The organism is Sporomusa rhizae, from assembly GCF_041428845.1.
Taxonomy (GTDB): domain Bacteria; phylum Bacillota; class Negativicutes; order Sporomusales; family Sporomusaceae; genus Sporomusa; species Sporomusa rhizae.
The window spans coordinates 710,595-723,906 of record NZ_CP156925.1 but is presented as its reverse complement, the minus strand read 5'-3'; the positions used below and the strand labels follow the sequence as shown (position 1 = coordinate 723,906).

The 13,312-nt window shown below is 43.1% G+C and carries 9 protein-coding genes; 3 read left to right on the top strand and 6 right to left on the bottom strand.

What is annotated here, in order from left to right; translation table 11 throughout:
* Positions 1 to 20 precede the first annotated feature (20 nt).
* The gene (locus SRRS_RS03275) at positions 21 to 620 is read left to right on the top strand and encodes a hypothetical protein (RefSeq protein WP_371366194.1); all 600 of its coding nucleotides are present in this window, start codon (positions 21 to 23) and stop codon (positions 618 to 620) included.
* 196 nt (positions 621 to 816) lie between these two features.
* On the opposite strand, the gene larA is transcribed toward SRRS_RS03275, so the two are convergent.
* Entirely contained in the window at positions 817 to 2,112 is a 1,296-nt protein-coding gene (gene larA, locus SRRS_RS03270) for a nickel-dependent lactate racemase (RefSeq protein ID WP_371366192.1), read from the bottom strand.
* A gap of 364 nt (positions 2,113 to 2,476) precedes the next feature.
* On the opposite strand from larA, the gene SRRS_RS03265 reads away from it, so the two are divergent.
* On the top strand, positions 2,477 to 3,739 hold the full coding sequence (locus SRRS_RS03265) for an MFS transporter (protein WP_371366190.1): 1,263 nt from the start codon (positions 2,477 to 2,479) through the stop codon (positions 3,737 to 3,739).
* Between the two features lie 96 nt (positions 3,740 to 3,835).
* Here the strand turns inward: SRRS_RS03265 and SRRS_RS03260 are convergent, their stop codons facing one another.
* Positions 3,836 to 5,479, bottom strand: a complete 1,644-nt coding sequence (locus SRRS_RS03260) for an HD domain-containing phosphohydrolase (RefSeq protein ID WP_371366188.1) — start codon at positions 5,477 to 5,479, stop codon at positions 3,836 to 3,838.
* 354 nt (positions 5,480 to 5,833) lie between these two features.
* On the opposite strand from SRRS_RS03260, the gene SRRS_RS03255 reads away from it, so the two are divergent.
* Positions 5,834 to 7,510, top strand: a complete 1,677-nt coding sequence (locus SRRS_RS03255) for an ABC1 kinase family protein (protein ID WP_371366186.1) — start codon at positions 5,834 to 5,836, stop codon at positions 7,508 to 7,510.
* A gap of 63 nt (positions 7,511 to 7,573) precedes the next feature.
* Here SRRS_RS03255 and SRRS_RS03250 read toward each other — a convergent pair whose 3' ends face one another.
* From SRRS_RS03250 to SRRS_RS03235, 4 genes are all read right to left on the bottom strand, one after another.
* Positions 7,574 to 7,822, bottom strand: coding sequence for a TIGR03905 family TSCPD domain-containing protein (locus SRRS_RS03250; protein WP_371366184.1), 249 nt, complete (start codon positions 7,820 to 7,822; stop codon positions 7,574 to 7,576).
* Between the two features lie 44 nt (positions 7,823 to 7,866).
* Positions 7,867 to 9,336: an oligopeptide:H+ symporter gene (locus SRRS_RS03245; RefSeq protein WP_371366183.1), complete on the bottom strand. Its 1,470-nt coding sequence runs from the start codon at positions 9,334 to 9,336 to the stop codon at positions 7,867 to 7,869.
* A 280-nt stretch (positions 9,337 to 9,616) separates the two neighbouring features.
* A complete protein-coding gene (locus SRRS_RS03240; protein ID WP_371366181.1) occupies positions 9,617 to 10,912 on the bottom strand; it encodes a serine dehydratase subunit alpha family protein in 1,296 nt (431 codons plus the stop codon).
* A 233-nt stretch (positions 10,913 to 11,145) separates the two neighbouring features.
* Complete coding sequence (locus SRRS_RS03235) at positions 11,146 to 12,921, bottom strand: sigma-54 interaction domain-containing protein (protein ID WP_371366180.1); 1,776 nt, start codon at positions 12,919 to 12,921, stop codon at positions 11,146 to 11,148.
* Between the last annotated feature and the right edge of the window lie 391 nt (positions 12,922 to 13,312).

The window sequence follows — 13,312 nt, the reverse complement described above, 5'->3', positions numbered from 1 at the left end:
AAATCTGGAGGTAAGTTAATATGTATTGCCCTACCTGCGGTAAAGAAGTTAATAATAACAAATTTTGTTCTGGGTGCGGAGAGAAAATTGATCCTCAAGGACTTTACGAAGTAGATAAGCCAGAAACTAGCGCTGAACAAAGTCAGAATAGTACAACCAGAGTTAAACAGAACGTCACACAGTTTTTATCAGTAAAGAAAAATCTGTACATAACTGTAGTAGTCATATTTGGTCTACTTTTATTACTTAATATCATGGGGGTATTTGAATCAGACTCAAGTAAAGCCAAGGTCGTTGCAGATAAATTTTTGACAGCTCAATGGAATATTGTAACAGGTGTTGCTAGCGAGGCAGATAAGGACGTTCTTTCCCAATTTGTTGCTCCAGGCGAAAAGGGGATATATTCCTTCGAACTAGGGCAACTTAGGACAGAAGCATCTAGAAACAAACTAACAAAATATAGTTATGAAATCCAATCAGCATCGGCTAAAGGAGATTCAGCAACGGTAACTTATAAAATAGATTTATCATCGGCTACCGGGAGAAACTTTGAAGTACAGCGACTATTAAAGTTAAGAAAAGTAAGTGGACAATGGTTAGTTGTACAAGATCGAGGCTAGTCGAGCCAATAAAACCAATACAACAAATGCCCTACAGTTCATCCTTCCGAACTGTAGGGCATAATTATTAGTTTGAAATCTGCATATTTTATTGGCGAAAGCCTTTAAATGACAATAGGGACGTTCCTTTTTTAGCACTTTACTAGGCGTAGTTTAGTTGCTAAAGCAGGAACGTCCCTTAATATTTTATTTAACCTTATCCTTTCATTACAGGTACCGTGTTAGCCGCATGCGGCATTATTGTTACCGAGTAATCTTTACGTCCAAGCTTCTGTTCGGCAATAGCCATAGCCTCTTCCAGCGATGCGGCAGGGATTAGCCCGGCCTTTTCCACAAAATCTTTATTTTCGGGCAGGGTAACGATGATGAGAGATACCTGTTTGGAGATTAAGCCGCATTTGAGGGCAATAAATCCCGGGACGGTGAATCCTTCACGCAGTTTAAGTTCTCGTTCATGGAGCGATACGAAATCAAACCAACCGCTAAAGTCTGGCGGTTCTTTGATATCACGGCATTCGAGCAGCACGATAACTACGCCGCCTTCTTTTGCGGCCATAAAGGCGTTATCAATGGTTTTCGATCCCTGATATAAGTTTATATCTTTAGGAAAGCCACCGGCTGAACCGATAACGAGATCGGCTTTAGCTGTGATGGGGACACCGAAAATTTCTTCAACTGCATGGCAACCTTCCAGCCAGGCTTCCTGCCAATGCCCGGCAACGAATTTGGCGAACTGTCCTTCTGGTGTAATAACCGCGTTGAGTAAAAATGCCGGTTTAACCATCGCTGCCATTTCCGTCATATTTTCATTCATCATATTGCCGCAAAGTTTGCCGGAAACACAGTCAGCACTGATTCCTTGCCCAACTATATCATGCAAGCAGAATCTATGGTTTCCCTGAATGCTGCCATAGCCTGAAACGCCAGGCATGATCGACTTACGGCCGCCACCAAAGCCAGCCATTAGGTGATAAACGATGCCACCAGTTAGAATGACTTTGTCGGACTGAGCCACTGTCTTGTGGATACAAGTGTCTACTCCGTGGCTGGTGGTACCAATTTTTACAAAATTATCAGTGTCAAGGGCACAACTTTGCTCGATCGCAACTCTGTTAACCACTTCCTGTCCGTAGGTGGAAAGATTTTCTTGAGGAGTATGATGGCGATGGGCACCGAGGGCAACAACCAAAGTAATGTTGCTGTCCGGTACGCCGCATGCATTCAGCTCATCAATTAGCGGCGGAAGGAAAAGATCGTTGCGAACCCAAGCGCGAGTAATATCGCTGACGATGATACATACTTTATCGTCTTTGTTTACGATCTGGTTGAGCCGTGGGCTGCCGATTGGATTGGCAAGGGCGGTTTTAACAGCGGCAGGAATATCTGTTAATGGCTCAACATGATTACCTTCGATCACATGCAAAATTTGTTTTTTAGGGAGTTTGAGGTTGATTTCTCCGGTCCCATATCCCAGATTAAATTCAGTGAACATAGAGGCGCCTCCTTATATAGACATCATCTGTATACAAAATTATTTGATTAGTTTATTCTAGCATAACCTAACACGGAAATGATCGCAAGTGCAGGAAGGGAAAGAAAAATGGAGTAAATTCTATGTATTTTGCAGGAATTTATGTTTTTACGGAAAACACTATAAATAATGTAACATTGTAAACCTGTAATATGTTACTCAGATTTTATCGATGAGTTAGGGATAGTTTTGTTTGCTATTATGTGAGAAAGCATTATAGTACTGACCTGCAAAGGAATAACAAAAGTAATGTTTTTATTCATATGGAGTGAAGCTCAATATTGAACTCATCAGACTAATCAAATTTACTAACGAGGTGGATTATTTGAAAAGGACAAATTTTCGATGGTTTATGGCAGTACTCATTTTTTTAATTACTTTTATGTCTTACATGGATCGTGTTAATTTGTCGGTAGCTACACCGACAATTATGCAAGAATTTGGTTTTACTAAGGTAGATATGGGATTTTTACAGACAGCCTTTTTCTCAGGATACGCATTTATGCAGATCCCCGGCGGGATGATGGCAGAGTATTTTGGACAACGCATCGCATCAACGTTGGCAGTTTCCTGGTGGTCAGTTTTTACTGTTCTTACCGCATGTGGATCTGGTTTTACTTCATTTGCAATTATTCGAGCGTTATTTGGCTTGGGCGAAGGACCTATTTTTCCGGCTATGAATAATTTTATCTATCGTTGGTTTAATAAGTCTGAGAAGGCAACGGCTTCTTCCTTTATGCTGAGTGGGGCTTTTGTGGGGCCGGTGTTTGGTCCTGCGGTAACGGTTGCCTTAATGCTGGCTTTCGGCTGGCGTTCCGTATTCATAATCTTCGGCGTAGCGGGATTAGTTCTTGCCTTAGCTTGGTGGGTCTTAGCGAAAAATGAGCCGCGTCAATCTCCATTTGTTAATAAGGCCGAAGCCGATCATATTGAAGACGGCATGGTATTGAGTGACCCGAAAGCGGCTAAAGAGATTGCACCTTGGAGATGTTTCATCACTTCAACACAGTTTTGGGCCATTGGATTACAATATTTTATTACCGACTACATTATGTATGTTTTTCTTGCGTGGCTGCCTCTCTATCTCATGGAAGCGCAAGGGTTTTCACTAGCAAAAATGGGGATAGCCGCTTCATTTCCTTGGGCTGCATTATGTCTTATTACTTTTCTTACGGGATTTGTCAGTGACAAGCTTATCGCCGCAGGGGTATCTAAGCACAAAGCGCGTACGCTATTCGGAGCAAGTGGCCTTTTAATTTCCGGGGCGGCGCTTTACATGGCTGCTCTTGCGGCCACACCAACGATGAATGTTCTATGGCTTACGATTTCACTAGGGGCATTAGGGTTTACTTTTAACGCCTCTTGGGCCGCTTCTATGGACATTGGTGGCAAATTTTGCGGTACAGTTTCAGGTTGGATGAATTTCTGGGGTAATATCGGCGGTGTGGTAGCACCGGTTGCAACTGCTTGGATAGCTACCCATTATGGCTGGCAGGCGGCTATTTCAATGACTGCTTTTTCAGCGATTCTCGGTGTGGTATGTTGGATTGCTGTTAAACCTGACCAAGTTATTGTGAGAAAAGATTAAACTATACTTAATTGGTGTAGCACATGTCTAAGTAACGTAAATCCCTCTATTATGGCAACTATCTACAGTTATTTTGCCATAATAGAGGGAAGTTATTTATTTATTGCCTTTTTCAGTGGTTTCGGACCGACCCTTTGAAGCTTTCACTGAGTAAGCTTTATCCTCTAAACCAGCTAGCATTTCAATAAACGGTTCAGTAAGAACAGGGTCAAATTGAGTTCCGGCACATTTGCGTATTTCGTCAATTGCTTCTTGATAACTCATGGCTTTACGGTATGGACGGTCATTGGTCATGGCGTCAAAAGCATCGGCTAACGCAAGGATACGACATGCCAATGGAATTTCTTCACCGGCCAGGTTAAGGGGGTATCCTTTTCCATTCCACCATTCTTGATGTTTTAAAATCCAATCGGCAATAGGTGCTAAGTCCGGCACTGATTTCGCAATCCGAAAACCAATATCACAATGACGACGCATAACAGATATTTCATCAGGTGTTAGTTTCTCCGGTTTAAATAGGATATTGTCGGGAATCCCCACTTTCCCTATATCATGGAATTTTGCCAAAAGCTTTAAATCGGCAATCAATGGGGCCGACAGTTGTATTTTTTGCGCAAAGGCTTCAACAAGGCTTTCCAGGCGCTCGCCATGCCCTTCCGTAATATAGTCTCTGGCTTCTAACGCCTGCATCATTGCCTGTACTATTGCACTGCGTGTACTTAAACCCTTATGCATTTTTTCCCGATACATGTTGTTATCCGCTTCTTTAAACAGCGAATTGATATCCCCATAGCCGACTGCCCACCCGCAGGAAAGACTTAATGGCAGTTGGTGGTTGGTAGCGTTATATTTTTCTATAGCGATTTCAATTGTCTTTGATAACTCGTTCATTTTTTGAGTATTAGGATTTGACACCAGTATTGCAAATTCGTCTCCGCCAATTCTGGCGACAATATCAGGAGGGAATATGCACGAACTTAGTATTTTGGCTGTAGTCTTGAGTAATTCATCGCCTGAAAAGTGCCCTAATGTATCATTGATTAATTTCAGACCGTCAACATCACAGACAATAATGCCAACAGTTTCGCCACTTTGCTTACCAATCTTAAGGATTTGCTCTTCGAAATGAGTGCGGTTGTAAATTTCAGTAAGTGAATCTTTAATACTCAGAAGTTCTAACCTTTGTTCAATTTTCTTTTTATATGTAATATCTCTGATTATTGCCATGACCTCGAAATCACTATTTTTCACAAAACGCGCTTCAAAGTAATGCACTTGGTTATCTTGCTCCAGTTGGTACTCCATAAGTTGTATATTCCCACTATTAAGAGCTTGTTTTATAAACTCAAGGGCCTGCTCTGCCAATTCGCGGGTAAACACGTCCGTAATGTTTTTCCCCAAAAATTGATCCGCCGGAACATACGGCGCAAAGTTAGCGGGCTTAAAGTCAAAAAAATTCCCGTGACAATCAAGGCGCAGGATTAAATCTGGAATAGCCTGCAAAATTTCTTGTTGCATCTGGTTAGTGTACGCTAATCTTTGTATATACCGATTGGCTATAAGGTAAATAAAGAAAGCCGATAAACCGACAAAACTCCAGCCCTTAATAACGGAAAACAACATCGTAACCTCTCTGTTTAAAGATAAAAGTTCCACAATAGTATCAGATAAAAAAATCCAGATTACCCCAAAAGCAAAATAGGCTAACGAAATTTTTATTGCGTAATTTTTGCTTGTCATATGAATCCATCCTTTCGAATGACGGGAGAAACTGGACGATACCACCATAAAAGAATTATTTACAATATAGGCTGTTCCTTAGAAATTCCCCAAGATTCTCATTATTCCTGTTTTGTTTCTCCAAAAGAAATCTATATTCGACAAAATCCCCCCAGCGTTGCTATAAATGACAATAGGGACGTTCCTTTTTTGGCACTTTACTAGGAGCACTTAAATGCCAAAACGGGAACGTCCCTTATATTACTAATTTAGCAGGTATTACCTTTACTACAACTTCCCGCCCCAAACAGGTATATTTACACAGAAAAAATGAAATGCTACGCGACAGTAAGCGCCGTTTGGGGGAGGATACGTATGTTTGGTAAAAAGATGCGCCATATCAACCGGTATCGTGAAATTGCAATGGCTCTGCTCAATCAGGGCTTTGACTATATTGTAGAGGAAATGGGCCTGCCTCAGAACATGCCCTATCCACGCCACCCCCGTCCGGCAGCTGCCAAAGAAAACACCGGCGGCTTAGGCGAGCGCATCAGGCTGCTGCTCGAACAATTGGGGCCAACCTATGTCAAGCTAGGACAGATCGCCAGTACCCGGCCGGACCTTCTGCCTGCCGAAATCGTTGCGGAGTTGGAAAAATTGCAGGATGAAGTGCCCGGTTTTGCCTTTAGCGAAGTACGTACTTTGCTAAAGTCGGAATTAGGATCGGACCTGGAAGATCTGTTCGGGCAATTTGACCCGGAGCCGCTAGCGGCCGCTTCCATTGGCCAGGTTCACCGGGCGCAGCTTAAGACCGGTCAGCAAGTAGCGGTAAAAATTCAGCGGCCTGGCATTGTTGCCACGATCGAAACCGATCTGGAAATTCTGCGTGAACTGGCCGTCCTGGCAGAACGCCGTTTTTCCTGGGCACAGACGTATCAACTGGGCGAGTTGATTGATGAACTCGCCAAATCGCTGCGTACTGAACTGGATTATACCCGGGAAGCTTATAATGCCGAGAAATTTTTAAAACAGGTTCAGGGCAATTCTTCCATCTATATTCCGCCTGTATACTGGGAATATTGTTCGCAAAAAGTGCTGACAGCCGCCTTTGTTGAGGGCATAAAAATAAACGAACTGGAGCAGTTAGCGCAGCGAGGCTATAACCGCTCCCGCATAGCAGAGCGCTTTGCCCGAGAAATATTTCAGCAGATTTTCATAGCGGGATTTTTCCATGGTGATCCGCATCCCGGCAATGTGCTGGTGCTGCCGGGAGAAACTATCGCTTTCCTGGATTTTGGCATGGTTGGCCGTCTCGGCCCTGAGAAAAAACACCACCTAGCCTCCCTTGTCATTGGCCTAATGCACCAGGACGCGGAAGAACTAGTCAAAACAATTTTCCGCATGGGAATTGTTCCTGCCGAAGTGAACCGGGCTCAGTTCCGCGACGATGTCGATCTGTTAAGGGAAAAATACTATGGGGTTCCTTTAAGTCAAATCAGCCTGGGGGATGCCATCAATCAGATGTTTGCCACCGCGCAGAAACATAAGATAAAAATGCCGGCCGATCTGGCACTGGTAGGCAAGACTCTGCTGACTATGGAGGGTATTGTGGAAAGACTGGACCCTCAGCTTAGCATCCTTACGGTCGCTGAACCGTTCGGAAAACAGTTATTCCGGGAACGTCTCCATCCTAAGAATCTAGCCCAGGAAGTTCGGCGTACTATCAACGCTGTCAGTGAACTATTTATCCAGTTGCCCCACTATGTTCAGGAACTGGGTTCCGTCGCCGGACGGGGCCGGTTGCATTTGGAAGTTTCCGTTTCCGAAATGGACCGTATCCTTATTAAACTGGACAGGATCAGCAACCGGCTCTCCTTTAGCGTTATTCTGCTGGCCTTTAGTATGATCATGGCCAGTATTATCGTCAGTTTCAACCTTGCCGGACACTCTTCCCAATTGTGGAGAATTCCCGTTATTGAAATCGGCTTTGCCATAGCCGTGACCATGTTTATCTGGCTGCTTTATGCCATTATCCGCTCCGGTAAGCTATGACCGAAATCTCTTTCGTATTGCTGTCGGCTTACAGCCTGTTTTGCCAGTAAACTTGCATTATTTTTAAAAATTTTGTTTGAGGATCTGTGCCAGTTGCGCAGGGCAGGAAGTCGCCTTCTCTCCGCATTTAATGCCGTCTAAGCGTTTAATTACTTCCTTAACAGGCATTCCTTTTATTAAACTGCCAATTCCCAGGAGATTGCCGGAACAGCCCCCTTCAAAAACAGCCCCTTGGACAACACCCTCTTCTATGTCTAAAGCAACCTTTTTTGCACATACACCTGTCATGGGAAACTCATATTTATGACTCATATCACGTTCTCCTTTTAATAGCTAATAATAATCAAAGAATTTAGTTAATTTTGCTCGTGAATCATTTTTCTTAGCACAGGCACTAAGGCTAATACAAGTAACGCAATAATGCCGACGCCAATCCCCATTTTCATAAACGCGCCAAAATAAATCGGCAATGTTTGCAGCGAGTCGGTCATTCCTTTTGGCACAGCAGCAAATGAGGCCACTTTGCCGGAAATAACCCCTGCTGTTGCCGAAGACAAATACCATGCCCCAATAGTAAAGCCCACCATTTCCTGAGGCACCAGTTTGGCGACCATGGCCAAACCTAACCCGCTAATCATCAATTCGCCTACCGAAGAGAAGAAATAGCTGCTGACCAGCCACCATACGGATACAAGACCTTGCGCATTTGCCGTCGTAATGCCAAGCACCAATACGAGGAAACTGACAGCACAGCAGACCATACCGGTGGCAAATTTAGCAGGGATAGTCAAATCCTTGCCTTGTTTGCCAAAATAAGAGTAGAAATAAGCTAGAATAGGACTAGCAACAATAATCCAGAAAGGATTTAAGGCCTGAAAAGATTCGGGATCAGTAATACGGATGCCCCAAACAGTGTGCTCAACATTATTAATAGTGAAGAAATTTAAAGAAGTCGGCATTTGCTGGCCAATAACAAAGAATGCAATTGCTTCCAGCATTAGGACAAAAGCAGCCAGCATTTTACTGCGTTCGAGACCTGTCCGTTTGAAGGCTTCATAGAAAAATCGAACAAAAACACCGGTCCCAACAATCGCTAGCAGCCAATGTGCTACCGCTAGGTTCGTCAACATCCATGCGGATAAGTAAATTGTCGCGATAACCCCTACAATAATCACCATCAGTTTCATTTTCGGCAAAGGCAGTTTGCCGGGCGGTGAATCAATGTCTTTAACGATGTTGCGATAGAAAACAAAAGTACATAAAGATAACACCAAACCGGCAGCGCATACAAAAAAGCCTGTTTGCGCGCCAAATCTTCCGCCGAGCATCGGCACCAAAATCATGGCCATAAATGCGCCGGTGTTAATCGCCATATGATATAAAGTAAATGCTCCGTCAAGTCTCGGATCATCCTTAGCATAAATCTTGGACAACAAGCTGGCCGGATTAGCCTTAAACAAACCATTACCAACGGCCACACAGGCGATCCCTGTAAAAACGCTCATCTTATCGGCACCGGCTAAGCCGATAATAACATAACCGATCAGCAGGGTAATTCCACCCAATACAATCGTTCTCTTCGTTCCTAAGATATGGTCACCGATGTAGCCGCCAATCGCGACATAACCATTAACCATCGCATAAAACGCACCAAAAATCGCAAAGGCCTCGACATCGGACATACCAATACTTTTTACTAAAAACATGGCTAGGACGGTTTGCAGACCGGCATAACCAAATCTTTCCCACATCTCGATGAAAAAGACCATATAAAAAGGTCTGGGCTGTTTGTACATTCCAATATTTGACTGGGCTACTGTTTCCATAATTTAAATTTTCACTTCCTTGATAAATGATTTGATTTTCTCATAATTGGCTCAATTGTTATACCAATTCAGCTGTAACTGACCAGTCTCAACAACGGAATTTTTCCTAAAAAAACTAGCGGCTGTTTTACCAGAAGCATATTCAGCTATACGGTTGATAGCCATTGATTACCTTAACCGACAAAAAATCAAGATAATTTGCTTTTAGCGCACTGGTCATCATAATTGTACACCTCCTTTACTTCATAGGAAATATTAGGTACTCGTGGCCGTGATGTATTTAAATAGCTGTTTTTTCCAGCATCACATCCAAAATTACTTTATCAGTTGCTAACATACCTGGATTGCTGACTTTACCCAAATTTGCTATCGTACGTTCAATGGAATTTGTAATAATGCCATTCGTATCAGGAACAACAATATTCTTTTGTGCCAGTAGTGAACTTTCCACGGCAGCGGCAGCAGCAGTAGCTAGCTTCAGTGCACACCCCACCTTGCCGCCATCACAGATCATACCGGTAAGATTAGCGATAATATTCTTCATCGCGGATTCGATCGTTGTAATATTTCCACCCATCAGCCAGGTAATAGCCGCCGTAGCTCCTGTAGCTGCGGCTACCGCACAGCCACATAAAGCAGACAAATTGCCTGTATAGATTTTTACATAAATGGTAACCAAATGACTAAGGGCAATGGCTCTGAGCAATTGTTCCCGGGAAGCACCAATTTTTTGGGCCACGGTATAAACCGGCAAAATAACGGTAATGCCATGATTTCCACTCCCGGCGCTGCTCATAATCTGCACATTTTCCCCCGACATGCGTGCGTCGGCCGCTGCCGCAGTAAGCCGTTTGGCGGAATTAATCATATCATCAGATATGGCTCCGCTGGCCATCATTTCTTCATACATAGACCCAATTCCCATACCCAGCTTTTTCTCAATACCGGTTTTTGCGGCGGACACATTCATATTGACCCCATCCAGTAAAAATGCGATTTCCTCCGTCGGCAATGCTTCCACAGCAGCAACCAGTTGAGCGATACTGATATTTTCATCGCGCAGAAATTGACGGTAATCCTTTCGCAAGCTGCACTGCGTATCTTGGTTACTCAACAAATTTTTGCCATTCAGTTGAATGCTGACGATATTCGTATGTTTATCTCTTATGATAACTTCACAGCAATCAGCTCCAGACATAAGCCGGGCACAAATATACAAACTGGTTTTACTTGCATCCACATGAATATCGACAATATCTTGAGCCAACATGGCTTTGGCTGCTGCCAGTTCCTCAGGTGTCACCCCTTCCAACACCGACAGTTGTTTTTCCGGATGTTTTTTCACAACGCCCAAAGCAGCAGCTATCGTAAGGCCTGTTTCACCCGTACCGGGAATGCCTACAGCCACACCGTTTTTGTAAATGTTGGAATTAACGGTGACTGTAATGTGATCTACATTTTTATTGAGCGCTTCACTGGCAGTCGCCGTTGCTAGGGCCACAGCACCGGGTTCCGTACATCCTGTGGTTGGTAGTACCTCTGCTTTTAATAATTCAATGATTGCTTTTGTATTCATGTTGTCAACTCCCTTTGTTATACTACTAAGCAATAACCGTGCCAATGCAACGGGAAGAACATGCTTGGCAGTAAACTTGTCCCGCCAAAGCGAAGTATTGAGTCTTCCGTCGGGGGTTTTCCCTGCCTGCAAATTCAATACCCCACCTTATAGAAGGCGGGGTATTGAATTTGATAATTTATCACTAAAAGTGATAATTATTGATAGAATATGATAAATTTATCGCTTCAGTGCTACCCGGCTTCAATACCGTATTTGCGAATTTTGCGGTATAAAGTTGCAATACCCATACCTAAATGGGCCGCAGCCTTTTTTTTGCCTTCAACACACTTGCCAAAGGCATTAAGTGCAGCCATGATTGCCTGGCGCTCCTCAAATTCGTCTGACCCCTGATTGGACATCACCGGCTGAATAGGCAGGTAAAGCTGTATGCCTGCGGTCAATTTTGTAAGAAGTACATCGACATCAATTACTTCCGCAGAAGTCTTGATCACTGCACATTCAACAACATTCTCCAATTCACGGATGTTACCCGGCCAATCATAATTTTTCATACACAGTGCAGCCTCGTCAGTAAAGCCGGTAATCTTCTTACCTGAACTCTTCGTTTGTTTCTCTAAAAAGAATTTGGCCAATTCCATAATATCACCTGTTCTTTTCCTCAGCGGCGGCAATTCTATCGGAAAAACATTAAGCCGATAGTATAAATCGTCTCTAAATGTTCCCTCTTTGACCAATTCTTCTAAATTACGGTTAGTAGCGGCAATAATGCGTACATTTAACGACATTGCTTTAATACCGCCTACCCGTTCCACTGTTTTTTCCTGTAATACCCGTAACAACTTGACTTGCAAGAAATGCGGCATATCACCAATTTCGTCCAAAAATAAAGTACCATTGTTGGCCAGTTGAAATTTCCCGGGTTTGCCGCCTTTGCGGGCTCCGGTAAAAGCTCCTTCTTCATAACCAAACAGTTCGCTTTCCAGTAAATTTTCCGGAATAGCACCGCAATTGACTGCGACAAACGGCCTATTGCCCCTGTCACCTTCGTAATGAATGGCGCGGGCAAAAACTTCTTTGCCTGTCCCGCTCTCACCCATAATCAGTACCGTCGAAGAAGTTTTGGCCGCTTTGGCAGCTTCCTCTTTGATCTGAAGCAAGGCTTTACTGGAACCCACAATGTCTCCGAAGGTAAGCCTATCTTGAACTAAAGACTGTTGTACCGTCCATTCACCAACCGCGGAAAAACTGGCAACAACCCCTCGCACTTCCTCTTCGCCAAACATGGGCTTGGCACTTACCATATAGTGATAATGTATTCCTTTATTCCAGACACTTACTTCTCTATTGATAAAGCCAATGCCATCCCGCAATACTTCAGGGATTGGCGTACCAGGAAAAACTTCGTTAAGATGAAAGCCGATTACGTCGCGCGCTTTAATTTTCAGCAACTTTTCGGCCGCAAAGTTAACATTTATGACCTTGGCATTTTCATCAATCGCGATAACGCCCTCTGCGATAAAATTAAGCACTGTTTCCATTTGATTTTTTAGAAATACGATACGGTTCAGACTATCTTCTTCCACGATTTTAACCGCAATTAGCTCCGCCATCTTGCGGACAAAACTCAGTAACCGTTGGTCTTTCTTAGCCAATTCCAGCTGTTGCTTAGGCGAAAAGGCAATCAAGCCAATGACACCGATAGCCTTCGTCCCGACAATAATCGGGCAGCATAGCTGCGCCAGTTCCATACAACTGGTTCGCTTCTCACACTTGGCACAATCCTGATAGGTACTGACATCATTAATAATGTATTCCGCAGGGTGATGGATGACTTTTTCATATACCGAATTGCCGGTAATTTTTTGTCCAATCGTAGCTTGATGATATCCTGTTCCGGCAATTCTTACCATAGAATCATCTACAATCGTAACATCCATACTGAGTGCACTGGAAATGGCTTCAGCAATCTGTTGCGTGGTTACTTGTATCTGCCGTAAGCTGGACATTTTATCACCTCAAAACAACTAAATAATTATGTATCATGTAGCCTTTCATCTAATCTGACATTTGCTGCATTTAATAATTTTAAAATAAAAAAACTAAAGAAACTGTAAGCAGGGTAACTGCAAACATTCCTTAGTTTTATTGTTCAACCTGCTTCATTTTCACTTCCTCTTGTGAAGTACATTAATAAAATATGCAAGAATCATGCCAAACCCAAGACTATTGGCTATTTCGTATGCTGCAAACAAATTTATCATATTTTTATCATTGATCAATGATAAAAATATGATAAATTTATCAAAAATTGATAAACAAAATAGGCCAAAGCAAATTTTCATAACCTGCCTTAGCCTTCATTTTTTTAATTAGCTCTGTTATTTTATCAAAGAACTG